This window comes from Paenibacillus sp. 7523-1, from assembly GCF_002276415.1.
In the GTDB taxonomy this organism is placed as follows: Bacteria; Bacillota; Bacilli; order Paenibacillales; family Paenibacillaceae; genus Paenibacillus; species Paenibacillus illinoisensis_A.
On the sequence record NZ_NPBR01000031.1, the window covers coordinates 14,156 to 38,818 of the forward strand.

The window sequence follows — 24,663 nt, forward strand, 5'->3', positions numbered from 1 at the left end:
ACAGTAAAATTTAGCTTCTAATAAATGCAATCTTTTCTTAGATCACGGTACTCAGCAGCAAAATAAAGATCAGTCCGACAACGGATAGTAGTGTTTCCATAACGGTCCACGTTTTCAGTGTCTGGGAGACGCTCATATTAAAGAACTCTTTAATCATCCAGAAGCCCGCGTCATTCACATGGGACAATACAAGTGATCCAGCACCAGTAGCAAGTACAACCAGCTCAATATTTGCTCCCGGAGTCAATGCAAGAACCGGAGCAACGATACCGGCAGCCGTTGTCATAGCAACCGTTGCCGAGCCTGTAGCTACCCGGATCAGTGCAGCAACCAGCCAAGCAAACAAGATGACGTTGATATTGGCGTGAGTGGCAACTTCTGCAATCGCATTGCCGACACCGCTATTAATTAAGACCTGTTTAAACGCACCGCCCCCACCAATAATGAGGATGATGGTCGCCGTAGGCGCCAGACATTCACTGGTGAAACGGGAAATGTCGTGTTTGGTAAATCCCCGTGCGAAACCGAGCGAAAAGAGGGCAAACACAACGGATATCAACAGGGCAATAATCTCATGCCCGATAAACTCACAAAAGACCGTAAAGGCACTTGTGGCATTGGGATCTACGATATTGGCAATGGAGCCAATTAGCATAAGGATGACTGGCAGCAAAATCGTAAACAGGGTAATGCCGAACCCTGGAAGATTGGTGTTTTTCTTCGTTGCGAACTGCTCTGCCAGCTCCGCTGGTGGTTCCGTGTGTATTCTTTTGCCGATAAACTTACCGAACAAAGGACCTGCGATAATCGCGGTCGGAATACCTACAATAAGGGAGTACAAAATGGTTTTCCCCAAATCGGCGTTGAATGCATCAATAGCGATCATAGGAGCCGGATGTGGTGGAACCAGACCATGTACAGTCGACAGACCGGCCAAAATTGGAATCCCGATCTGCAGAAGAGACATATTGGTTTTACGTGCAACGGTGAAAATGATCGGAATCAGCAGAATCACGCCAACTTCGAAGAAGACAGGGATACCTACGATAAATCCAACGATCATCATGGCCCAGTGCACACGTTTAACACCAAAGCGATCGACCAATGTAGTTGCAATGCGCTCGGCACCGCCGGATTCAGCCATCATCTTACCCAGCATCGTGCCAAGCCCGATGACAATGGCTATGGTTCCAAGCGTACCGCCGAGTCCACCTGTAATGGAAGAGATCACATCGGCGGGTTTCATACCGGCAAGAAGACCAAGCATTAAAGCGGATATTAAAAGGGTAACGAAGGGATTCCATTTATATTTGGAGATCAACACGATCAGAAATACGATCGCAATCAATGTCCACACCAACAATGTTGCATTATGGGATAGTCCAAAAAGAGTGCTCATGATGTATGCTCCTTTGTATTGAATATAAACGCTTACAAGTGAATTTTCCGTCAGGGAAGTTTGTCTCCCTTTAATATGCCCAAAAATTGAAACTAAATCGCATTTTGTATACTTGTCGACAACTTAGATGACAATCCATCCAATTGGATGTGATTGCAGACAGTGGTCATTATTTAAACCAAAGTCGAAAACAGAAACTTTCTGACATTATCAGGAGTCGAAGCTCTCATGCAGGGTTTTGCCGGAATCTTGAAAGTAGGTACGCACGCCGGCCTGAATGGATGCTTTGTCACCTGACTCTAGTGCTTCAATCAGCAATCGGTGTTTTTGAATTACAGCGCTTACTTTTGGATCGCCCTGATCAAACACCCTGCGGGTTGTTAGCAGCATAACTGTCATGACCACATAACGAATGCTTCTCCATAAATGTGAAATACGGGAATGCTCAGCTGACTCAATAATGGTCTCATGGAAAGTCAGATCCTGAAAAGCAAACTCAACGGCATCCTGATGTCGACCTGCCAGCTCCATTTTGTCCAGTATATTACGAAGCGAAGTAATCAACTGCTCGGGAACAGACCCTGCTAGTCGCTGCTGGACAAAGCTTTCAATTAAAAAACGGACGTCGTACAGCTCTTCAACATCCTTGATTTTCAGTCCAAGAACAACGACACCCATCCGTTCAAGCCGAATCAGTCCTTCATTCGACAGTGTTCTTAGGGCTTCGCGGACAGGTGAACGACTGCTGTCAAAATCAGCGGCAATTCGATTTTCAGACAAAATCTCTCCAGGACGCAGGGTTCCACTGATGATGCGCAGCCTTAATTCGCAGGCGATGGCTTCCCCGCGGGAAGCTCCCTGCAGCCAGGAAGAAGGAAACAACATAATGGCTAACGCTCCTATTCAAGTAATCAGTTCTCTAGGTCCAGTACTCGGTAATCCATCTCAGGTGGACCTGTACACTGATCATAGCATAACCTTTTTACAGTTTGCATGCTGCCTGATTAAGAAGTGGAAGTCCTTAACTTACTTTCCTAATACCGTTTTCAAAGAGCCGAAGTTCAGTACTTTTGTAAATCAAAAAGAGTGTTAAGTAATGCAATATTCTCTTCATGAATACTTAGGTATACTTGTATACAAGATGTGATTTTTATCCTACACCTTTCTTGAAAGCTTGTAAACCTTCAAATTAAAGCGGATACATTAAATTTTAACCAAGGTCCAATATTCAATAAATGTGCTACATAAGTTGAGAAAATAATTAGAGAATTCGTCGCCTTCAGTAGAAGGAAAATGATGTATAAAGGAAAGCTGCGATACGAATAAAAACAAATTGAATTCGTTATCCACATGTGAATAACTTCTGGTTAATGAAGTGGAGAGTAAGAGACGAGCGAGAGGTCCAAATCGGGGTGTGGATAACCGTTGGAGTGATGGATAAAGTGACAGATCGAGGCTTGTTGGGGATAACTTTTTTCGCTTCAAAAATTATTTTGTTCAAATCAAAATCTGCATAAGTGTTACGAGCTCTGAGGGGCAGGCTGGAAAGGGTTATAAAAAGAGGGAGAAGCGAAGTGGGTTAGAGTTGACTTTTCCAGGTGTACGTGGTTAAATGTATAAAGGTGTTTTCTGTGAAGATGAAAATGATTCATCACATAAGTATTTCCTTGTAAGGAGGTGCAATACATTGAGACCTACATTCAAACCGAACGTAAGCAAACGTAAAAAAGTTCATGGTTTCCGGAAAAGAATGAGCACGAGCAACGGCCGTAAAGTTTTGGCTGCACGTCGCCTGAAAGGCCGTAAAGTCCTGAGTGCTTAATGCATGAGAAGACCACCGAGGTGGTCTTTTTTTTCTTAAATGAGTCATTTCAGACTGGATGCTGATATAGATCGGGTCTGAATTGGCTGCGAAAAAGGGCGTAAGTGTCTATTTCTTTATTGAAGAAGGCTCTAATCCGTCACGAAATTTTTAAAAAAGTTTCCTTATATATAATGAAGTTGTCGTTAGAACAGTTTACCGTTATTCAAGAAAGCCTATACTAAATCAGTAATGAGGCCTCCGTCAATATGGATGGTGGAGAACAGCAAGGAGAAGCGCCGTGTATAAAAGACTGCGTTTGCGAAACCGGGCGGACTTTAGCCGCGTATACCGGTATGGGAAATCTTTTGCCAATCATCAATTTGTGGTGTATGGCTGCCGCCGTAAAGATACGGAGCAATTCCGAGTAGGTGTATCATGCAGCAAGAAAATCGGAAACGCTGTCGTACGAAACCGGATGAGACGCATGATTAAGGAAATTATAAGGCACCATGAAAATGAGATTGTCACACAGATGGACCTGATCTTTATCGTGAGAAAAGGTGCGCTGGACATGACCTATCAGGAAATGGAGAAAAGTCTGCTGCACGTCATGCGTAAAGCGGCTCTTCTTAAGCCTAACAAACGGTAAGCTTCGGTTTATTTGTCCTCCTAATTATGGTATGATTTACGGTGGAATGGAATGGTTAAGAGAGGGGTTATGAAGTGTCGCGATTGAAGACATCAAAGGGGAAGTGGATTCTCCTCATTGCAGTCATTGCAATGGTCACTGTACTCGCCGGATGTACTCCACAAGGAGCCGGGGTTACTACGGAAGATCTGAAGAATAGTGGCTCATTCTGGCAAAGCAATGTTGTGTACTGGTTCTCACTGGCGCTCGATACATTCGCCAACTGGTTTAACGGTGAATATGGACTAGCTGTCCTAGTCATGGTGCTGATTGTGCGGACGTTGATTTTGCCACTAACAATGAAGCAGGTCCGCAGCTCCAAAGCCATGCAGGCAATTCAGCCGCAGTTGAAGGAGATTCAAGCCAAGTATAAAGATACACCTGAGAAAGTTCAGCAAGAAACGATGAAGTTGTTTCAGGAGAACAAAGTTAATCCGATGGCGGGTTGTCTACCGCTTATCATTCAGATGCCGATTTACATCGCACTTTATAACTCAATTTACGGAAACTCCAGTCTGAGAACCCATGATTTCTTGTGGCTCCAGCTCGGGGAACCGGATCACCTGTTTATACTGCCTGTGCTGGCTGCCATCACAACATTCGTACAAACATGGATGATGATGCGTATGAATCCTGCACAACAGGTTGGACCAATGCAGTTCATGCTGTGGGTTTACCCTATCTTGATCTTCGTGATGTCCTACCAGTTCCCGTCAGCACTTCCGCTGTACTGGTTCTACAGTAACATCTACACGATCGTGCAAAACTATTTCCTTTACCGGAATAATGATAAAGTCGTGGCTGAAGTCAACGTGAAGCAGAATAGTTCCTCCAAAAATGGAGCTAAACGCAAAAACGGTGGCAAGGCAACCGTCTCTGGAAAAGGGTCGAAAGGGGCCAAAAAATCGAAATGACCAAAGTCATTGCGTCAGGAAAAACCGTTGAAGATGCTGTAAACCAAGGATTGGCTGAGCTTGGCGTGAGCCGGGACAAGGTCGAGATACAAGTGTTAGAGCAGCCGTCAAAAGGATTCCTGGGTTTGATCGGGGTAAAGGCGGCGAAAGTTGAAGTGAAACTTCTGCCTGTGCCCGAAGCTGTACCACATCGGGTCGAACCGGCCGCACATGTACCTCAGGTTGAAGCTAAACTTGAGGATGTCGCAGCTAAAAATCCCTATGAGGAAGCGGCTGCTTTCTTAAAAGAAGTAGCAGCAGGTATGGGACTGGATGTTGAAGTGGATATCAAAAAGCAGCGGGATGGACATATCTTCAATATTGCCGGGGAAGATCTTGGCATGATTATTGGCAGACGTGGACAGACGCTGGATGCACTTCAATATCTAACGAACATTGTAGCTAACCGTTATTCGGAAAGTTTCGTTCGAATTGTACTGGATGCGGAGAATTTCCGTCAACGCCGCCGGAAGACGCTTGAGGATCTGGCTGAACGTCTGGCTGGACAAGCGATTCGTTCTGGCAAGGAAGTTGTTCTGGAGCCGATGCCTCCACTCGAACGCAAAGTCATTCATGCGAAACTGCAAAACCACCCGCAGATTAAGACGTACAGCAAGGGCGAAGAGCCCAATCGACGTGTGGTCATCATGACGAAATAACACGAAATTGAAGACGCAATGGCTTCCTGCCCGGTGCAGAAGCCATTGCTTTTTTCGTAGATAAGTATATTGGTGAGAACTTATCAAGTGAAATTCACATGTGATCCGTAAGGACAACCATTTTAAAATAGAGCAGGGAGAGATAACGATGATCAGTGATACGATCACAGCGATATCCACGGCTGTTGGGGAAGCGGGCATAGCAGTTATCCGGGTCAGCGGTCCGGATGCAGTATCGGAGACGGAGAAAATTTTCCGCAGTAAAACCCCTTTGACCCAAGCAGCATCTCATACAGTTCACTACGGTCATATCATTGAACCTGGCAGTGGGGAGAAGATTGAAGAAGTACTGGTTACGGTAATGCGGGCACCTCGTTCGTTTACGACAGAAGATGTGGTTGAGATTAGTGCTCATGGTGGAGTAGTCTCAGTGAAGCGGGTTCTGGATCTCCTACTTCAGCTCAATATTCGCCTTGCAGAGCCGGGTGAATTCACGAAGCGTGCTTTCCTGAATGGACGAATCGACCTCTCACAGGCGGAAGGCGTTATGGATCTCATTCGTTCCAAGTCGGATAGAGCATTCTCGGTAGCACTCAAACAAGTGGAGGGAAAGCTCTCGTCCAAACTGCGTGATCTGAGACATACGCTGGTGGAAACGCTGGCTCATATCGAAGTGAACATTGACTATCCCGAGCATGATGTGGAGTCCTTAACTGCTGATTTTATTAAAGAAAAATCCAGTCTGGTCATGACTGAAATTGATAAATTGCTGGTAACGGCAGAACAGGGCAAGATACTACGTGAAGGAATTACGACGGCGATTGTAGGGCGACCTAACGTAGGGAAATCCTCTTTGCTGAATGCACTCGCTCAGGATAATCGGGCTATTGTAACGGATATTCCGGGAACAACACGTGACGTCATTGAGGAATTTGTAACGATTAACAACATACCGCTCAAGCTGCTGGATACAGCCGGCATTCGGGAAACGATGGACGTTGTCGAGAGAATCGGGGTAGAACGGTCCCGCTCCGCAGTAGCAGAGGCAGATCTGTTGTTGATGGTGATCAATGCGGCAGAACCATTGCATGAGGATGAGATCGAATTACTGGAACAAATCCGCGGTAGACAATCAATTATCATTATGAATAAAATGGACTTAGCTCCGCAGGCAGACCGCGACATTTTGCTTCGCTACATTCCGGAAGAGCGCCTTGTTCCGATGTCAGTGAAGGATGATCTGGGTGTTGATCGTCTGGAAGATGCCATTTCCACCTTGTTCTTCAGCGGCAAGCTGGAATCGGCTGACTTGACGTATGTCAGCAATGTGCGTCATATTGCTTTGCTCAAAAAGGCAAAACAGTCCCTGATTGACGCATATGAGGCCGCTGAACAGCTCATTCCAATTGACATGATTCAGATTGATGTACGTCTGGCGTGGGAGCACCTTGGTGAGATTGTGGGCGATACAGCACATGATGCATTGATTGACCAGATTTTCTCCCAGTTCTGTCTAGGAAAGTAAAATGAACAAACATACTTCCTGTGAAAAGTAGTATGATAATGAAGTCCATTTCTTGTGAATGGTCAGCATGGCAATGACGTCTGTAGGAATCACAGACTTGATGGCTTGATATAGATCGGAATGTCCCCTGGCCGAATAGGGAGAGCATTCAATTTTTTTCAATAGACCGTGGGCATGGGATTCAAACGTGCTGCGGCATAAGGAGGTAAACAAGAATGGCTTTTGATGGCGGCAGCTATGATGTAATTGTCGTTGGTGCGGGACATGCGGGTGTGGAATCAGCATTGGCTGCAGCCCGTATGGGTTCCAAAACACTGATGATTACAATAAATCTGGATATGGTGGCCTTTATGCCTTGTAACCCATCCATTGGGGGACCGGCTAAAGGACATGTTGTGCGCGAAATTGATGCGCTTGGCGGTGAGATGGGACGGAATATCGATAAGACGTTTATTCAGATGAGAATGCTCAACACAGGGAAAGGTCCTGCGGTTCACGCTCTGCGTGCTCAGGCAGACAAGTTCTCTTATCAGCATAAAATGAAAGAAACGATGGAGAATGAGCGCAACCTCACTATGCGTCAAGGCATGGTGGATCGCTTGATCGTCGAAGACGGGAAATGTGTGGGGGTCGTGACTCAGACGGGTACAGAGTATCGTGCCCAAGCTGTTGTTTTGACTACAGGCACTTATCTGCGCGGTAAAGTCATTATGGGTGAATTGATGTACGAAAGCGGACCGAACAACCAACAGCCTTCACTCAAATTGTCCGAGCATTTGCGGGAACTTGGATTCGATCTGGTTCGTTTCAAAACAGGTACGCCACCTCGTGTGCATAAGGATACAATTGATTTCAGCAAAACGGAAATTCAGCCTGGCGATGATGAGCCGAAGTTCTTTTCGTATGAGACAGAGTCTTCTGAAAATGAACAGCTGCCATGTTGGTTGACCTACACTTCTGTTGAAACCCATCAGATTATTAATGATAACCTGCATCGTGCACCGATGTTCTCGGGTGTCATTGAAGGTACGGGACCGCGTTACTGCCCATCCATTGAAGACAAAATTGTTCGTTTCAGCGATAAGCCGAAACATCAGATCTTCCTGGAGCCAGAAGGCAAAAATACTTCCGAGTATTATGTACAAGGACTGTCTACCAGCCTGCCGGAGGATGTTCAGCTTGCCGTCCTTCGCTCGATTCCCGGAATGGAAAAAGTGGAAATGATGCGTAATGGATATGCCATTGAATACGATGCGATGGTACCTACACAGCTCTGGCCATCACTTGAAACAAAACGTCTGCCAGGTCTGTTCACGGCCGGACAAATCAATGGTACTTCCGGGTATGAAGAAGCCGCAGGACAGGGGATTATGGCTGGAATTAATGCAGCACGCAAAGTACAAGGCAAAGAGCCTGTTATTTTGGATCGTTCCCAAGGCTATATTGGCGTGTTGATTGATGATCTGGTGACGAAGGGAACAAATGAGCCTTATCGTTTGCTCACATCACGTGCCGAGTATCGTTTGCTGCTTCGCCATGATAACGCAGATCTGCGTTTGACTGAAATTGGTCATGATATTGGTCTGGTTTCAGAAGAGCGTTATGCTAAATTCCTCGACAAGAAGGCTAAAGTAGATGCAGAAGTTGAACGACTAAAAGCAGCAAAGGCACGTCCTGTGGATGTGAATCCGAAGCTTGAAGAGTTTGGCTCGACTCCAATTCAGGATGGAAGCACACTGCTTACCCTATTGCGTCGTCCGGAACTTACGTATGAATGGGTTGAACAGGTCTCACCTTCTGAGGTGGAACTGACAGCAGATATGAAGGAACAAGTAGAGATTCAAATTAAATATGCAGGTTATATTGAGAAACAATTGATCCACGTGGAACGTTTGCAAAAGATGGAGAAAAAGAAAATTCCGGATACGATTGAGTACAATGATGTTCATGGTCTGGCTATGGAAGCGAAGCAAAAACTATCCAAGATCCGTCCCATTTCAATTGGGCAGGCTTCCCGGATTGCTGGGGTAACTCCTGCGGACATTTCCATTCTGCTCGTCTACTTGGAGCATTATAACCGTGTAACCGCAGCAAGGGGACAATAATGGACGATATTCAACAGCAATTGCAGCTTCGATTGAAAGAGCATGGTTTGGATCTTGATGAACTTCAGCTGGAGCAGTTCGAACTGTATTTTCAGCAGCTGGTTTCCTGGAATGAAAAGATGAACCTGACAGGGATCACGGAACGGGAACAGGTGTATACGAAGCATTTTTATGACTCGGTATCTCTGGCCTTCTATACGGATATGACCAAAGTGGAAAAGCTTGCGGATATTGGATCTGGAGCAGGCTTTCCCGGTATTCCGCTCAAGATATGCTTCCCGCATATGAAGCTGACCATTATTGATTCGCTCAACAAACGCATTGGCTTTCTGCAGCATGTCGTGGATACACTCGGTCTAACCGAGGTTGAATTAATTCATGGCCGGGCAGAGGAGCTGGGGCGCAAAGAAGGATATCGGGACAGCTACGATCTGGTTACTGCGCGCGCAGTAGCTAAGCTGGCAGTGCTGAATGAATTCTGCTTGCCTTTTGTTCGCAAAGGTGGGATGTTTGCCGCAATGAAAGGCGGAGATCCTCGTGAAGAAATGAAGGAAGCAGAATTTAGCTTTAACCAGCTGAGAGGACGGGTAAAAGCAGTTCATCCATTCCAGCTGCCAGTTGAAGAGTCGGCGCGTCATATCATCTTGATACAAAAGTTTGATAAAACGCCTCACAAATATCCTCGTAAACCGGGTACTCCACTCAAGACACCATTGGTACAGTAAATCAATGTTGGGTAAACCCATAAACTTTGCTTACTTTATGGGCGGATTATAAAGTAATTAGTCGTGCCAATTAGTAAGTCAGACTAGAAAAATATCGAAGAGGATGTTTCACGTGAAACATCCTTTTTTTCATTTCAGATACATATTACAAAGCGGGTATCATTTCAAAATTAAGCAGATAAAAAAAAGGAGAAATCGAGGGTAAAACCGACAAGAAGCTCGGAGGAAAAGCAGGAAAATTAGGAGGGTTTAAAGAATAGGTTAGAATAGGATTATGATAGAAAAGATGATAGAATAGAAGTAGCCGATCCTGTGTATCAGAGATCATAGATTATATATAAATAGATTTGGCAAAAAGTATAGACATTTCATCAGAACGTGATGTAGAAAGAAAACTTATTCGAAGAACGACAACATATGAGGGGTCGTATATAGAATAGGAAGCACCTGCACTGCTGCGGGAGCTATTACGAAACTAGGTGGTAATATACGGAATGAAAGAACAATTTTCGAAGTTGTTTGGTTTGGCGGAGCGCAATAACGGAGATGAAGTGAAACAAATTCCGGTAGGTGAAATAGTAAGCAGCCCTTATCAACCTCGTACGATTTTTGACGATGATAAAATTGATGAGTTGTTGCAGACAATCAAAACCCATGGAGTCATTCAACCCATTGTTGTCCGTGTGCGGAATGGATCATATGAGATTATTGCCGGGGAACGTCGTTGGCGTGCAGTTCGAAAACTGGGACTAGATCATATTCCAGCCATAGTGCGCGAATTTAATGACTCTCAGGCTGCTTCCATTGCCTTGATTGAGAACCTACAGCGTGAAGGGCTCACGGCTATTGAAGAAGCGGTTGCTTATCAAAAGTTGATTGATCTTCACCAATTGACGCAAGAGAGTCTTGCACAGCGATTAGGCAAAAGCCAATCAACCATTGCCAATAAAATTCGTTTGTTACAACTGCCGGAAGGGATTAAGACTGCACTGATGGAACGGAAAATTTCCGAACGTCATGCAAGGGCTTTGCTTTCACTGGACTCGGAAGAACTGCAAATGAAATTGCTCGGCGAGATTATTGAAAAAGAGCTGAACGTAAAACAAACCGAAGCAAGGGTTGCCTTTTACAAGGAAGCTTCCAAAATTAAAAAGTCCAAACGCATCTCATTTACCAAAGATGTCAGACTCGCGCTAAATACGATTCGCCAATCCATTGATATGGTATCTGGTTCCGGTATGGATATCAAAACAAAAGAAGCAGATCACGAAGATCATTATGAGATCGTCATTCATATTCCTAAACGCAAATAGTTGAAGCTTAAGGCGGCAATGGGGCCGCTTTTTCTGTCTATAGAGCTGGTTGAAGTCTGTATTGAAGAACGTGCTTGAAGAACGGAACGGTAGTTGTTGTTTGTGTGGACGATAGCCACCTGCTTTTAGTTAACTGTATCTCACAACCTACAAGAAAAGACTCCTATTTTATTTGAGGTGAAGTAATTGTCTAAGATTATGGCCGTAGCAAATCAAAAGGGCGGTGTGGGGAAAACGACGACATCTGTTAACTTGGGTGCAGGACTGGCTTCACTCGGGAAAAGGGTACTGCTTGTCGATATTGACCCTCAGGGAAATACGACTAGTGGAGTCGGAATCAACAAAGCAGATGTGGCCAATTGTATATATGATGTCATCATTAATGAAGTACATCCTCAGGAAGCCATTGTGGAAACCCAAATTGAAGGGCTTCATATTATCCCTGCAACGATTCAACTTGCCGGAGCCGAGATTGAGTTGGTATCCACCATATCACGTGAAGTTCGTTTAAAAAAATCACTCGCCATGGTGAAAAAAAACTATGATTACATACTGATCGATTGCCCACCATCTCTTGGCATGTTAACGATCAACTCGTTAACCGCTTCCGACTCGGTGATCATTCCGATCCAGTGTGAGTACTACGCACTTGAAGGGCTGAGCCAACTGCTTAACACGGTTCGCCTCGTGCAGAAACATTTGAATACCTCTCTGCAAATAGAGGGAGTGCTGCTCACCATGTTTGATGCCCGTACGAACCTGGGGATCCAGGTGATTGAAGAAGTGAAGAAGTATTTTCAACAAAAGGTGTATCAAACGATTATTCCGCGTAATGTGCGCCTTAGTGAAGCACCTTCGCATGGGCAGTCCATTATTACGTATGATCCCCGTTCACGAGGAGCAGAAGTGTATTTAGAGCTCGCAAAGGAAGTGATATCGTATGAGTAAGCGGCTCGGAAAAGGTCTGGATGCCCTCATTCCATCGCTTTCAATAAATGACGATGACAAGGTTGTAGAAATTCCAATTGCCCAGTTGCGGGCAAACCCTTATCAGCCACGTAAGGTATTTGATGAGGATGCGATTCATGAACTGGCAGAGTCCATACGCCAACACGGTGTGATACAGCCAATTATCGTACGTACTGTACTGAGAGGTTATGAGATTATTGCCGGGGAACGGCGGTTTAGAGCTTCTCAATATTGCGGTAATGCAACAGTGCCTGCAGTCGTTCGTAATTTTAGTGATCAGCAGGTCATGGAAATCGCTCTGATTGAGAATTTGCAACGGGAAAATCTCAACGCGATGGAAGTGGCTGTAGCCTATCAAGGCCTGATGGATCAGTTCTCGCTTACACAGGAAGAGTTATCTGTCAAAGTGGGGAAATCCCGTTCTCACATTGCGAACTTCTTGCGTTTGCTTTCGTTACCGGATGAAGTGAAAGACCATGTTTCACGTGGAACATTGTCCATGGGTCATGCACGCGCCATAGTCGGTGTGAAGGATCAGGATATGGTGAAACAGCTGGCCAAACAAACCATTGACCAACAATGGAGTGTCCGTGAACTGGAAGAAGCGGTACAGCAGCTGGATCGTTCCAAGACGGGTGAAGCCAAGGCCAAATCCAAACTCAAGAAAAAGGATCCATTCATTGATACGGTGGAGGAATCCTTGCGTGAGCGTTTCAAAACAACAGTGAAGATAAAGCACAACAAAGATAAAGGCAAAATCGAGCTCAACTACTACAGCAAACAGGATCTGGAGCGATTGTTGGAACTGCTGCAATAGACAATCCTGTAGATTAACTTACAACACGCGGGGCTTTTTCATCTGATGACATATCGCCTCTGTACGATGGAGAAACGATATGTCATTATTTTTTCTGTAAAGGTGTTGTTTTCTTATTCAGCCCTGGCGTTTACGATTGGTTTTATGGTGGATCGCTCAACGAACAGGACGGAGGGTGGTTGTGAGGTGAAGGAAGTCATTTATCTGGATCATGCTGCTACATCATGGCCTAAGCCGCCTGCTGTTGGTGAAGCCATGCTGCATGCCCTTGATGTCGCCGGAGCTAACCCGGGCAGAGGCAGCCATCGAATGGCTGTTCAAGCAAGCCGTGTACTTTTTGACACGAGGAAGGTACTATCCAGTCTTTTTGGCATCAGTAATGCCAATGATATTGCACTCGGTTCCAATACGACAGAAGCGTTGAATCTTGCAATCCAAGGCTGCTTGCGAGAAGGGGATCATGTCATTGCTACAATGGCGGAGCATAACTCGGTCAGGCGGCCTCTGGAATATATGCGACGGATCCGAAATGTAGAAGTAGATTATGTACCTGTGAATGCTGCAGGTGATATTGATCTGGTTCAACTCGAACGTTTGTTTCGTCCAAACACTAGATTGGTTGTATGTACACATAGTTCCAACTTGCTTGGCAGCATTTTACCTATTGGCGAAATATCGCTGATTAGCCGTAAATATGGGGCAACATTTCTCGTAGATGCCGCTCAGAGTGCTGGTATTATGCCAGTGGATGTACAGCAGCTCGGTATCGATATGCTGGCCTTTCCAGGACATAAGGGTCTGCTCGGTCCACAGGGAACCGGAGGCCTCTATATCGCTCCGGAACTTGATCTCGAACCGCTTCTTCATGGGGGAACAGGCAGTCAGTCTGAAGCCATTCAGCAGCCGCTTGTTCGTCCAGACCGATATGAGGCAGGAACTCCGAATACCGTAGGTATGGCAGGGCTGGCAGCCGGCGTGAGACATGTGATGGAATTGACTCCTGAAGCAATCTATAAGCATGAGTGGGAATTAACTCAACATATGATGCAAGGGTTATCATCTGTAGCAGGAATTCGGATGCTTGGGCCAGAGCTTGGACAACCACGTACCGGGTTGGTATCCTTTACAGTAGAGGGATATGATTCTGCTCAGCTAGCTTTTCAACTGGACCGGCGTTATGGTATTGCTGTGCGTTCCGGTTTTCACTGTACACCTCTTGCTCATGAATCTGCCGGAACCACCTTGAGCGGAGCGGTCAGAGCCAGTGTAGGATATTCAACAACTAGCCAAGAGATAGATGCTCTAATTCATGCAGTAAACGAACTGACAATACCGCGGTAACTACGACGATTGGTATAAAGGGGCAGCAAAATAGAGAGATATCTATTAAAATTGGAAAATAGTTGATTAGTTACTATAGATAAAGGGTTTATTTATTAGGGGAAGGCCTACGAATGTACGATCACTCGTTGGCAAATGAACGGACAGGTTAATGAACAAACAAACAGAGGGGTAGTTGCACTACATGGCTGAATTAAACGAGCTGATTCTGGAACAGCTGCTATGGATTATTGGCGGAATGGCATTATTATTGGTGATCTTACTGATTGTAAGTATTGCCCAAGGTGCAAAGTTACGCAAGTTCAAACGGAAATACGAAGCGATGATGGCTGGCAGTGGAGTAGAGGACCTGGAATCGTTGTTGATCAATCTGAAAATTCAGATGGACAGCATTGAGGACGAGCATAAATTGCAGACTAGTCAGATCCAGGCAGTCATGCAAAAACTGACCCGTATCCAGGGTAAAGTGGGTGTGAAGCGTTATAATGCCTATGGAGAAAGAGGCAGTGATCTGAGTTTCTCCATGGCCATGATTAACGATAATAACGATGGGATGATCCTCACAGGGATCTATAATCGTGATGGTTCTTATGTGTATGCCAAACCTCTTAAAGGGGGAGAGTCATCTTATACACTATCCCCTGAAGAGAAGGAAGCTATTACTCTGGCACAGCAAGCAGAGTAGAGCGTGTATGCCATTCGCGAATGGCTGAGTAAAGACTGCTCGCTATAATTTCAGACATGCGCATGACAAGACTAAGCCGTGTGTTTTGCAAAACAAAGTATTCCATAAAGCCGCCGACGTTAACGATACCTGTAAGATGGATATCGCCGACCGGCGGTAATTCTTTATTTACACCCGCACCAGGCTTGAGCGGCCCATTGACCACCTGAATACAGCCTACACTGGAGGATTGCCCGAGGCAGGCATCTATTCCTATTACATAGGGATTATGGTGTGTATTTTGAATGGTATTCAGGGTGTCCTGTAGGTTCATTGCATGCACAGGTTCGTCCAATGTACCATAGAGGTGAAATAAGGGGCTGTCCCACTTCGCAAGCGAAGAGCCTACCAGAGGACCAAGACAGTCTCCTGTAGAGCGATCTGTGCCGATGCAGACAATGACGACATTTTGCAGAGAGTGCGCCTTATAGAGATGAAACATTAAACGATGTATAATGGCGGAGTGTATGCCTGGGTCGGTATGTGGTATCTTCAAACTGGTCATATCTTGGGATGAATAAGAACGCGAATTGGGATTCATAGGATCTATCCTTTCCCCTTGAGAATGGTAGTAACAGTATATGGAAGGATAGAAGGTTTTATACTTCGTTCGGACAAGCTTTTTCCTAAAGGTTACACCGAGAGAGAACAACCCATGGATGATGCTTGGAAATCGGAAAGGAGCCGGATATGGACGAGTGGATGGATGATTGGATGCTGATTGCCTTTGATTCTACCCAGCAGGCTTTGCGGGCGGAAATGCTGCTAGAATTTGCCGAGATTGAAATTGATTTATTTCCTACCCCGAAAGAGATTACGGCAGGCTGTGCCCTCTGTATACAGTTTCCAAAAGAAGATCTGGCAAGAGTGCAGCAGATTATTCGGAACGAGTTTGTAGAGATCCGGGGCCTTTATTTCAAAACCGAAGACAGCTATGATAACATACCCATGTAGAGGAGGTCGGAATTGATGCTGCCTTTTAAATTTTTTGCTACAGCTCCTGCTAATCCGGGTACGGGGAATGATAATAATACCTTAGAAGAAACCGTAAAAAGTGCTGTCAGTTGGACTGATAAGTTGTGGAATTCCGTTACTAATGCGGATATGTGGCTAAACATTCTGTTCAGCTCCATTCGCATTGTTATTATTTTTATTATCACGCGTATTGTAATCAAGATTGTGTACCGCATTATTGATCGCAGCCTGGAACGGAAGCAGGAAGGCAAAGTCCGTGTAAACCCGCGCAGGTTTGTCACGGTAGGTGAATTGCTGAAAAATGCGACCTCCATAACATGTAATTTCATTATGATTCTGTTACTGTTATCAGAGATCAACATACAAGTTGGACCCCTACTGGCCAGTGCAGGTGTGCTTGGACTTGCCATCGGTTTTGGTGCACAGGGTTTAGTGAAGGATGTTATTACGGGTTTCTTCATTATATTGGAGGACCAGTTCGCTGTAGGGGATGTTATTCAGACAGGTACCTACAAAGGAACCGTTGAGGTAATCGGCTTGAGAACAACCAAGCTGGTTAGCTGGCAAGGTGAAGTTCATATTATTCCGAATGGTACGATTGCCAGTGTGACAAACTTCTCCATGTCCAATGCGCTTGCTGTGGTGGATATCCCGATGAAGGGTGATCAAACCTTGGATGAATCTGTTCACTTGGTCAAACAGGCTCTGGTTGGAATTGAAGACCGGGACCTCAATATTGTAAAAGTTCCGGATGTGCTCGGCATTCAATCGATGACCACTTCAGAGTATGTCGTTCGGATCGTTGCAGAGTGTATGCCAAACTCCAGAGGTTCTGTAGAGCGTCAAATTCAGAGTGATGTAAAGAAAACGATGGAGTATCATGAGATGGGTAAGCTCGCAGCATTGGAACAGGCAGCCGGACAGGAGAAGGATGAAGGGGATGGTACTGGTGGAGCGTAAGAGTTTCCAGCTTGGAGACATTGTACAGATGAAGAAGCAGCATCCCTGCGGAAGTAATGAAATGGAGATTATTCGGATGGGGATGGATATTCGAATTAAATGTGTAGGCTGTAAACACAGTGTACTCATTCCGAGAGCAAAGTTTGAGAAAAACATGAAAAAAGTTCTTCGCTCGGCAGAGGATGCTGCAGAATCCTAAATGCGAGTCTGTGATAAAATGCATACCGTAATAACGTTTTCATGCATGCGCAGCACAGGTATTGCGTTCTGCATGTGATCATGCTATAATCAGTATTGCTGCGGAAAGGTACCCAAGAGGCCCAAGGGGGCTGACTCGAAATCAGCTAGGCGTGTCAAAGCGTGCGTGGGTTCGAATCCCACCCTTTCCGCCACTTACAGCATTTGTGCATATGAACTGGATTATATTGAGTAATATAAAGTGATCGGACCTTCCTCGAATGGAAGGTTTTTTATTTATTTTAAACAACCAAAAAAGTCTACGACAAAAAACAAAGGAGCCCCGAAGGGCTCCTTGTAGGCGATACATCGGTTAGTTAGGAAACAATCGGTCGTAAGATCAGAAACCTGGCGTACTGCTGATGCAATACTCGTGCTCAGACGAAGGGCCTTACACACTACCACTTGCTTCTTAGATTACGTGACGAATCTCCAACATTACACGATCGGCTGCGTTGTCCAACGGAACCACACCTCTCTCGTGTACCGCCTGATTGTATTATGTGCATTATTACGTTTTATATACATGTGTTATTAAATAATAATTTTCTTTAATGAACACGGGCTTTCGTTAATCTCTTCCACTTCCGGTTTTGGTTGCTCGTTTCAGGAAAGGATTCCCCCTTTTTGAGGGTTATCCGTTTAGGGTTTTGTATTTCGGTATGGAAGCTTTTTTCTCCGACTTCCGTGTACTCTCCATCATTCGGTGCTTTGTCACCTTTTTCAAATTCGGTTTGTTCGCCCATGGTAAGACCTCCTCAGATATTTTTCTTATTACTGCATCCATAGTGTCTCCAGAACTCGAATGAACATGTGCCAATACAAACAGGGAACGTTTGCTTGCATTGATGTCTTATTTTTGTTATATTAATATAGTTCGAGTTTGTGCTCGTTCCTTGCTCTCAACCTGGATTGAGGGCCAGAGTCCATAAGGAGGTGAAAATTATGCGCAAATATGAAGTGATGTACATTATTCGTCCTGACGTTGAGCAAGAAGTTGTTCAAGCTACAGTCGATAAATTCCAAGGCATCATCTCCAACGGCGGTGGTGAAGTTACAGCTCACGACGTTATGGGTAAACGCCGTCTTGCGTATGAGATCAAGAAATTCCGTGATGGTGTTTATGTTCTGGTACACTTCACTGCTGAACCAGCAGTAGTTACTGAGCTTGAGCGTCTCATGAAGATTTCTGACGAAGTAATTCGTTATCTCATTACGAACGATGTTAAGTCTGCCTAAGACAACTCGTGATTAACGCACCAATACGCTCTGAAGGAGGGGATTACATTGTTGAACCGTGTCATTCTGATCGGCCGGTTAACCCGGGATCCTGAGTTGCGTTACACTCCAGCAGGAGTAGCAGTTACGCAATTTACTTTGGCGGTGGACAGACCGTTTACAAGCCAAGGGGGAGAGCGGGAAGCGGATTTCATTCCGGTCGTAACCTGGAGACAGCTTGCTGAAACTTGTGCAAACTATTTGCGCAAAGGACGCCTAGCTGCAGTCGAAGGACGCATTCAAGTACGGAACTACGAGAATAACGAAGGTAAACGTGTATACGTGACCGAAGTCATTGCCGATAATGTCCGTTTCTTGGAGTCAGGTAACCGTGATAATAACGGTGGCGGCGGTGGGCAACCGATGCGTGAAGAGCCTTCTTATGGAGGCGGCGGGCGCGCGAACAATAACAACAATTCGCGTAGCAACAATCAGGATCCTTTTTCCGATGACGGAAAACCGATTGATATATCGGATGATGATTTGCCATTTTAACGTGAACCGACACTCTTAGAGTGATTTGGTTTAACGATAGGAAAGGACTGAAAAGCATGAGCTTCAAGCAAAGAGAAGGCGGAGACAACGATAAAAGACCGGCTCGCCGTGGCGGCCGTAACAAACGTCGTAAAGTGTGCTTCTTCACAGCTAACAAAATTACTCACATCGATTATAAAGATACGGACTTGCTTCGTAAATTTATCAGCGAACGTGGAAAAATTTTGCCACGCCGTGTAACAGGTACTAGCGCTAAATATCAACGCATGCTGACGATCGCGATCAAACGCTCCCGTCAAATCGCATTGCTGCCATACACAACTGAGTAGTCTTACTCAGCTTGCATACGAAGCAGCCGGCTTATAGCCGGCTGCTTTTTTGTGTTTTGAAACGAACGAGAACCTGATTGAAATGATCGTGGAGAAGTAATTGGAATGCAAATCATTTATAATAGAATAGATTATCATTTGAGTAAGTGATGAGTTAACCCCGTGTTTCATTTATAACAGATCAAAACATCAGGAGTGCATATGAAGAAAATCAAGAAAAAAGAGCAGCGAAAGCAAAAGAAAAGTTTGCGTTTTTGGCTAATAGCGACGCTGCTAGTTTCCGTTTTATATGTGTGGCTACAACAGAAAGAGGATACTTACGAAATTTGGCCAGATTATACGAGAGAAGCTGCACCCATCACAGGTCTCCATCCCGTCGTGGCAGAGAGTGAGCAGTTACTGGTACGCAAAGCAGCCCGGCGTGGTATAGATATCGTTATCACCCATGGTTATCGAAGTATAGAAGAGCAGGATGAGCTGTTTAATCAAGGCCGAGCCACCACTGGGAATATAGTTACGAATGCCAGGGGCGGGGAGTCATATCATAATTATGGACTGGCTATTGATTTTGCACTTCGGACGCCAGATGGTGATGTAGTATGGGATATGGAGCGTGATGATAACGGCAATGGACAAGCAGACTGGATGGAAGTTGTGGATATGGCCAAGGAGTTAGGATTTACATGGGGAGGCGACTGGGCTAACTTTCCGGATTATCCTCATCTGCAGATGGATTTTGGCTTAAGCATCAATGAGTTGAAGCGTGGCAAACGCCCGCCGGAATCACCATAAAGAGTATAATTAAAATACAATATAATGTATAAATATCGGAAAAGCCTTGCATTTTGCAGGGCTTTTTTCATTCTTTTGTAAAAAAAATGATAAAAGATTACAATTAGTCCTTTACAGCAGCAAATAAATAAAACTATACTAGAATAACTAGAATTTTAACACAGACTTAATGAATAGCATAAAAATAATCGCATAGGCATAAATTTGCTAAAAAGACAGCTGACATAGAACAGGCAAACTGAATTGAATATTTACCACAAACCTAACATATATATTTAAAATTAAATCGATTTGACATGTTAGTACGTAATGCACGTAAGGTAAATGTTATATATTTGGCATTCTCACTCTCCTACTTCAGAACCTCTCGCAAAAAAAGTCGAAATAATATCGAAATCCCCTTGATAAAGCACCTTAAAAATATAACTAATACCCAAAACTATGATATAAAAAACATTTATACCAATAATCGCAAAATACTTATTGACGTCACCTAAATTTACACGTATGATTACATTAATTATTTTCCAATATAATTCCGCTAGGATTTATCAACATTAATTGACCAATGGTCTAAACAGCAATATCGAAACTCGTTTCTCCTAATGAATTAGTAATTTGTATAAACTTTTGTTCGTCTTCTTCAAGAACATGGAAATATACAGTGGATGCATTCTTAAATATATGTGAATACAGTCTGCAGAAATTATGGGGTTAGGGTGATTGATTTGAACACAGAGCTATTGGAAGTCAGAAATCTAACTACATCATTCAGAATTGAAGATGACTATTATGCAGCAGTTGATCACGTTAACCTTACGGTTAAGAAAAACGAAGTATTAGCGATTGTTGGAGAATCAGGATCAGGCAAAAGTGCGTTCGCATTTTCAATTATGGGTCTTCACAACAAAGCCAAAATTGATGGCCAGATTCTATATAAAGGACAGGATATTGCAAATATCTCTCCTAACAAATTAAACAAACTCCGCGGTAAAGAGATGGGAATGATCTTTCAGGACCCACTTTCCGCATTAAATCCTCTGATGATTATTGGTGACCAGATCGATGAGATTCTGACACTACATCAACCTAAAATGTCTTCTAAAGAAAAGAAAGACAAGGTTATTGATCTGCTTAACCAAGTAGGGATTCCACGTCCCGAACAGATATACAAGCAGTATCCCCACGAACTATCTGGCGGTATGAGGCAGCGTGTTGTTATTGCAATTGCCATTGCAAATAAACCGGAACTGCTCATTGCCGATGAGCCTACAACAGCACTTGACGTTACGATTCAACTTCAGATTCTTGAACTTATCCGGGATTTGAAGAACGAGATCAATGCTGGCATCATCCTGATTACACATGATCTTGGGGTGGTTGCTGAGATGGCGGATCGCGTTGCAGTTATGTACGCAGGTGAAATCGTTGAGATTGCAGATATCTACACGCTAATGAACAATGCGAAACATCCATACACAAGATCTCTATTGAACTCTATTCCTACGATTACCGAAGAAAAATCGAAGCTGCATGTCATTCAAGGTATTGTACCTTCATTAAAAAATCTTCCTCGCAAAGGGTGTCGATTCAAGGCCCGAATCCCGTGGATCAGTGATTCGGCCCATGAAGAGAACCCGCAGATGCATGAAATTGCTCCAGGTCACTTTGTGCGCTGCACCTGTTACCAGCACTTTCATTTCCCTGATCAAGCTGAGGAGGAATAACATAATGGCATTACTCGAAGTTGAAGGACTCAAAATACACTTTCCAATTCGCGGTGGATTGATCAAACGTGAAATTGGAAGTATCAAGGCAGTTGATGATGTAAGCTTCTCCATTGAGCAGGGACAGACTTACGGACTCGTTGGCGAGTCAGGCTCAGGCAAAACGACGACAGGGAGAGCTGTCATTGGACTCAACCATGTAACAGCCGGAAGAATTTTATTTAACGGCAAGGACCTTACCAAAGAGCGCCGTAAGGACAGACAACTCCAGCGAGACGTGCAAATGATTTTTCAAGATCCCTATTCTTCACTGAATCCCAAGAAGAGGGTTATCGATATTATTGCTGAACCTCTTCGCAACTATGAGCGACTTACAGCTACGGAAGAGAAGAGACAAGTCAGGGATTTGCTAGAAAGAGTAGGTCTAAGTCCGGAGTCCATCTATAAGTATCCTCATGAATTTTCCGGAGGACAGCGGCAGCGGATCGGAATTGCCCGGGCAATTGCACTGAAGCCGAAACTAATCATTGCAGATGAGCCCGTATCCGCTCTGGATGTATCCGTACAGGCACAAGTGCTTAATTTCATGCAGGAGATTCAAAAAGAGTTAAATCTGACCTATCTGTTCATCAGTCATGACCTCGGAATTATAAGACATATGTGTGATCAGATTGGGATTATGTATAAAGGTCGTTACGTAGAGCAAGGAACGACCGATGATATTTTTGAGAATCCACAGCATATCTATACCAAGCGTCTCATAGCAGCTATTCCGGATATGGATCCAACCAAACGTGACGAGATGAATGCTTTCCGTCAGCAGGTTAAATCCGAGTATGAGAATTCATACCGAAACTTCTTTGATGAGGAAGGGCTTGCTTACTCGCTCAAATCCATTTCCAATACTCACCGAGTAGCTCTACCTCAGAAAGGTTGAAGGCCATATGTGGAAAACGATAGTACGAAGAATTATCATTATGATCCCTCAAATCTTCCTGTTAAGCCTTTTAGTCTTTTTGATGGCCAAGGCTATGCCGGGGGATGCGTTAACAGGATTGCTCGACCCAAGCGTTGATCCGAAAGCGCTGGAAGCTCAGCGCGAAAGATTGGGATTGAATAATCCTTGGTATGTGCAGTATTGGGATTGGATCAAAAATGCTGTCCAAGGTGACTTTGGACAATCGTTCCGATTCAAGATGCCAGTAACAGACCTGATTGGGCAGAGGGTTGCCAATACATTCTGGTTAGCACTTGCGACACTTGTATTGACTTACTTGATTGCCATTCCACTTGGCATTATCAGTGGTCGTTACAATGATACTTGGTCTGATCGATTGATCACAGGTTACACGTATCTGGGATTTGCCGCTCCATTGTTTATTTTTGCTCTGGTAATGGTATGGGTCTTCGGATTTCATTTTGGCTGGTTCCCAACGGGGGGCAGTGTGGAACCGGGACTTACGCCAGGCACGTTTACCTATGTAATGAGCAAGTTCTATCACCTGTTATTACCGGCCCTTTCCATGGCACTCATTACTACGGTCTCTACCGTACAATACCTGCGTAGTGAGATTATTGATATTAAACACAAAGAATTTGTTCTTACTGCAAGAGCAAAGGGTGCTTCAGAATCGAGAATCTACAATAGGCATATTTTAAGGAACTCTTTGCTGCCGATAGCTGCATTTTTTGGATATGAGATCACAGGCCTTATTGGAGGTACCGTTTTTATCGAGAGTATATTCAGCTACCCAGGCATGGGACAATTGTTCCTTAATTCGATCTCCTTGCGGGATTTCAGTGTTGTGACTGCACTTGTGCTTCTATATGGTGTAGCGTCAATTCTAGGAGCGCTGTTGTCTGACATAATTCTGGGCATTGTCGATCCACGCATACGGATCAAGTAAGAACTTGAAGATTTCGGGGTGAAAACAAGATGAGCAAGGCCAATGATGTCGTTGTAACTTCACAGAAACTGGATAAAAGCCCCTCTAGCTTGAGTATCTTGTGGAGAGAGCTAGTGCGAGATAAGGTGGCGTTAATCTCGCTCATATTTTTGGGCCTGGTCATCCTTCTCGTATATGGTACTTCCCTGATCCTGGATCAGGAGGAGATTGTTAAGGTGGATTTGTTTGCATTGTATGAGCCACCTTCCGCACAATACTGGCTTGGAACGGATTACGGTGGTCGTGACGTATTCGGCCAACTGGTTATTGGTACACGTAACTCGTTGACGATTGGTATTATCGTTACGCTAATGACTGGATTTATAGGTATCTTAGTTGGCCTTTTATCCGGTTACTTCGGTGGTATGATTGACAACCTGTTTATGCGTGTAGTTGATTTCTTCATGATTCTTCCGATGTTGATGATTGTTATCGCTTTTGTAACAGCGGTACCGAAATATAATATCGTTTCGTTCTCACTCATTATGACCGCCTTTTTATGGATGGGTATTGCCAGGTTGATCCGCTCCAAAGCATTGCAGGAACGAGAACTGGACTATGTAAAGGCATCAAAAACGTTGGGTTCTTCCCATCTCAAAATCATGCTTTCACAGGTTCTACCTAATCTGAGCTCCATCATCATCGTAACGATGACATTGAACCTCGCTGCCAATATTGGCCTTGAATCCGGGTTGTCTTTCTTGGGGTTTGGATTCCCTGAAAGCACGCCGAGTCTTGGAACACTCGTAAGTTATGCACGTAATCCGCAAACCCTGGAATCCAGATGGTGGATATGGCTACCTGCGTCAGTACTTATTCTGGTATTGATGTTGAGTATAAATAATGTCGGTCAAGCCCTTAAGCGTGCGACTGATGCAAGACAAAGAAGAGGTTAAAAAGGG

Annotated in this window: 27 protein-coding genes and 1 tRNA gene; 24 read left to right on the forward strand and 4 right to left on the reverse strand. The window is 44.5% G+C overall.

What is annotated here, in order from left to right; translation table 11 throughout:
- Nucleotides 1-37 precede the first annotated feature (37 nt).
- Nucleotides 38-1,399 carry a GntP family permease gene (locus CHH60_RS27910; protein WP_095362175.1) on the reverse strand — a complete coding sequence of 454 codons (1,362 nt, stop codon included), beginning with the start codon at nt 1,397-1,399 and terminating at the stop codon, nt 38-40.
- 210 nt (nt 1,400-1,609) lie between these two features.
- Nucleotides 1,610-2,284: a GntR family transcriptional regulator gene (locus tag CHH60_RS27915; protein WP_095362176.1), complete on the reverse strand. Its 675-nt coding sequence runs from the start codon at nt 2,282-2,284 to the stop codon at nt 1,610-1,612.
- Nucleotides 2,285-3,086: 802 nt separating this feature from the next.
- On the opposite strand from CHH60_RS27915, the gene rpmH reads away from it, so the two are divergent.
- The 12 genes from rpmH to CHH60_RS27980 all read left to right on the forward strand — a co-directional run bounded on the left by rpmH (nt 3,087) and on the right by CHH60_RS27980 (nt 14,983).
- Complete coding sequence (gene rpmH / locus CHH60_RS27925) at nt 3,087-3,221, forward strand: 50S ribosomal protein L34 (RefSeq protein WP_024629517.1); 135 nt, start codon at nt 3,087-3,089, stop codon at nt 3,219-3,221.
- Between the two features lie 280 nt (nt 3,222-3,501).
- Complete coding sequence (gene rnpA, locus CHH60_RS27930) at nt 3,502-3,852, forward strand: ribonuclease P protein component (RefSeq protein ID WP_095362178.1); 351 nt, start codon at nt 3,502-3,504, stop codon at nt 3,850-3,852.
- Nucleotides 3,853-3,926: 74 nt separating this feature from the next.
- Nucleotides 3,927-4,805, forward strand: coding sequence for a YidC/Oxa1 family membrane protein insertase (locus CHH60_RS27935; RefSeq protein WP_095362179.1), 879 nt, complete (start codon nt 3,927-3,929; stop codon nt 4,803-4,805).
- The gene (gene jag, locus CHH60_RS27940; RefSeq protein WP_095362180.1) at nt 4,802-5,503 is read left to right on the forward strand and encodes an RNA-binding cell elongation regulator Jag/EloR; all 702 of its coding nucleotides are present in this window, start codon (nt 4,802-4,804) and stop codon (nt 5,501-5,503) included. The genes CHH60_RS27935 and jag overlap by 4 nt, the downstream gene beginning before the upstream one ends.
- 148 nt (nt 5,504-5,651) lie before the next feature.
- Nucleotides 5,652-7,028: a tRNA uridine-5-carboxymethylaminomethyl(34) synthesis GTPase MnmE gene (gene mnmE / locus CHH60_RS27945; protein WP_095362181.1), complete on the forward strand. Its 1,377-nt coding sequence runs from the start codon at nt 5,652-5,654 to the stop codon at nt 7,026-7,028.
- Nucleotides 7,029-7,243: 215 nt separating this feature from the next.
- Nucleotides 7,244-9,133 carry a tRNA uridine-5-carboxymethylaminomethyl(34) synthesis enzyme MnmG gene (mnmG, locus tag CHH60_RS27950; RefSeq protein WP_095362182.1) on the forward strand — a complete coding sequence of 630 codons (1,890 nt, stop codon included), beginning with the start codon at nt 7,244-7,246 and terminating at the stop codon, nt 9,131-9,133.
- Nucleotides 9,133-9,858: a 16S rRNA (guanine(527)-N(7))-methyltransferase RsmG gene (gene rsmG / locus CHH60_RS27955; RefSeq protein WP_095362183.1), complete on the forward strand. Its 726-nt coding sequence runs from the start codon at nt 9,133-9,135 to the stop codon at nt 9,856-9,858. The genes mnmG and rsmG overlap by 1 nt, the downstream gene beginning before the upstream one ends.
- A gap of 494 nt (nt 9,859-10,352) precedes the next feature.
- A complete protein-coding gene (noc, locus tag CHH60_RS27960) occupies nt 10,353-11,171 on the forward strand; it encodes a nucleoid occlusion protein (protein ID WP_095362184.1) in 819 nt (272 codons plus the stop codon).
- 186 nt (nt 11,172-11,357) lie between these two features.
- On the forward strand, nt 11,358-12,119 hold the full coding sequence (locus tag CHH60_RS27965) for a ParA family protein (RefSeq protein ID WP_095293506.1): 762 nt from the start codon (nt 11,358-11,360) through the stop codon (nt 12,117-12,119).
- Nucleotides 12,112-12,957: a ParB/RepB/Spo0J family partition protein gene (locus CHH60_RS27970; protein ID WP_095362185.1), complete on the forward strand. Its 846-nt coding sequence runs from the start codon at nt 12,112-12,114 to the stop codon at nt 12,955-12,957. Before CHH60_RS27965 ends, CHH60_RS27970 begins: the two co-directional genes overlap by 8 nt.
- 144 nt (nt 12,958-13,101) lie before the next feature.
- The gene (locus CHH60_RS27975) at nt 13,102-14,298 is read left to right on the forward strand and encodes an aminotransferase class V-fold PLP-dependent enzyme (RefSeq protein ID WP_375335070.1); all 1,197 of its coding nucleotides are present in this window, start codon (nt 13,102-13,104) and stop codon (nt 14,296-14,298) included.
- 184 nt (nt 14,299-14,482) lie between these two features.
- A complete protein-coding gene (locus CHH60_RS27980) occupies nt 14,483-14,983 on the forward strand; it encodes a DUF4446 family protein (RefSeq protein ID WP_095362186.1) in 501 nt (166 codons plus the stop codon).
- Here the strand turns inward: CHH60_RS27980 and yyaC are convergent.
- Nucleotides 14,958-15,563, reverse strand: coding sequence for a spore protease YyaC (gene yyaC / locus CHH60_RS27985; RefSeq protein ID WP_095362187.1), 606 nt, complete (start codon nt 15,561-15,563; stop codon nt 14,958-14,960). The two genes, CHH60_RS27980 and yyaC, sit on opposite strands and share 26 nt — an antisense overlap.
- A gap of 161 nt (nt 15,564-15,724) precedes the next feature.
- On the opposite strand from yyaC, the gene CHH60_RS27990 reads away from it, so the two are divergent.
- The 4 genes from CHH60_RS27990 (at nt 15,725) to CHH60_RS28005 (ending at nt 17,349) form a co-directional block, all read left to right on the forward strand.
- Nucleotides 15,725-15,976 carry a DUF3343 domain-containing protein gene (locus CHH60_RS27990; protein ID WP_095293526.1) on the forward strand — a complete coding sequence of 84 codons (252 nt, stop codon included), beginning with the start codon at nt 15,725-15,727 and terminating at the stop codon, nt 15,974-15,976.
- Nucleotides 15,977-15,991: 15 nt separating this feature from the next.
- Nucleotides 15,992-16,957 carry a mechanosensitive ion channel family protein gene (locus CHH60_RS27995; RefSeq protein ID WP_095362188.1) on the forward strand — a complete coding sequence of 322 codons (966 nt, stop codon included), beginning with the start codon at nt 15,992-15,994 and terminating at the stop codon, nt 16,955-16,957.
- Nucleotides 16,947-17,156, forward strand: a complete 210-nt coding sequence (locus CHH60_RS28000) for a DUF951 domain-containing protein (protein WP_095362223.1) — start codon at nt 16,947-16,949, stop codon at nt 17,154-17,156. Before CHH60_RS27995 ends, CHH60_RS28000 begins: the two co-directional genes overlap by 11 nt.
- 102 nt (nt 17,157-17,258) lie before the next feature.
- Nucleotides 17,259-17,349 (forward strand) — tRNA-Ser (locus CHH60_RS28005).
- A gap of 396 nt (nt 17,350-17,745) precedes the next feature.
- Here CHH60_RS28005 and CHH60_RS28010 read toward each other — a convergent pair.
- Complete coding sequence (locus tag CHH60_RS28010; protein WP_095362189.1) at nt 17,746-17,940, reverse strand: YjzC family protein; 195 nt, start codon at nt 17,938-17,940, stop codon at nt 17,746-17,748.
- A gap of 199 nt (nt 17,941-18,139) precedes the next feature.
- Here CHH60_RS28010 and rpsF point away from each other — a divergent pair, with 199 nt between their 5' ends.
- The 8 genes from rpsF (at nt 18,140) to CHH60_RS28050 (ending at nt 24,657) form a co-directional block, all read left to right on the forward strand.
- Nucleotides 18,140-18,433 (forward strand): 30S ribosomal protein S6, encoded by a 294-nt coding sequence (gene rpsF / locus CHH60_RS28015; RefSeq protein ID WP_024629534.1) that lies wholly within the window; start codon nt 18,140-18,142, stop codon nt 18,431-18,433.
- Nucleotides 18,434-18,481: 48 nt separating this feature from the next.
- On the forward strand, nt 18,482-18,967 hold the full coding sequence (gene ssb, locus CHH60_RS28020; RefSeq protein WP_095293499.1) for a single-stranded DNA-binding protein: 486 nt from the start codon (nt 18,482-18,484) through the stop codon (nt 18,965-18,967).
- A gap of 56 nt (nt 18,968-19,023) precedes the next feature.
- Entirely contained in the window at nt 19,024-19,296 is a 273-nt protein-coding gene (rpsR, locus tag CHH60_RS28025; protein WP_062327715.1) for a 30S ribosomal protein S18, read from the forward strand.
- A gap of 201 nt (nt 19,297-19,497) precedes the next feature.
- Nucleotides 19,498-20,088 carry a M15 family metallopeptidase gene (locus CHH60_RS28030; RefSeq protein ID WP_095362190.1) on the forward strand — a complete coding sequence of 197 codons (591 nt, stop codon included), beginning with the start codon at nt 19,498-19,500 and terminating at the stop codon, nt 20,086-20,088.
- Nucleotides 20,089-20,816: 728 nt separating this feature from the next.
- Nucleotides 20,817-21,815, forward strand: a complete 999-nt coding sequence (locus CHH60_RS28035; protein ID WP_095293497.1) for an ABC transporter ATP-binding protein — start codon at nt 20,817-20,819, stop codon at nt 21,813-21,815.
- Between the two features lie 4 nt (nt 21,816-21,819).
- Nucleotides 21,820-22,752 carry an ABC transporter ATP-binding protein gene (locus CHH60_RS28040; protein ID WP_095362191.1) on the forward strand — a complete coding sequence of 311 codons (933 nt, stop codon included), beginning with the start codon at nt 21,820-21,822 and terminating at the stop codon, nt 22,750-22,752.
- A gap of 7 nt (nt 22,753-22,759) precedes the next feature.
- Nucleotides 22,760-23,722 carry an oligopeptide ABC transporter permease gene (gene opp4B / locus CHH60_RS28045; protein ID WP_095362192.1) on the forward strand — a complete coding sequence of 321 codons (963 nt, stop codon included), beginning with the start codon at nt 22,760-22,762 and terminating at the stop codon, nt 23,720-23,722.
- Nucleotides 23,723-23,751: 29 nt separating this feature from the next.
- Complete coding sequence (locus tag CHH60_RS28050) at nt 23,752-24,657, forward strand: ABC transporter permease (protein ID WP_095362193.1); 906 nt, start codon at nt 23,752-23,754, stop codon at nt 24,655-24,657.
- The last annotated feature ends 6 nt before the right edge of the window (nt 24,658-24,663 follow it).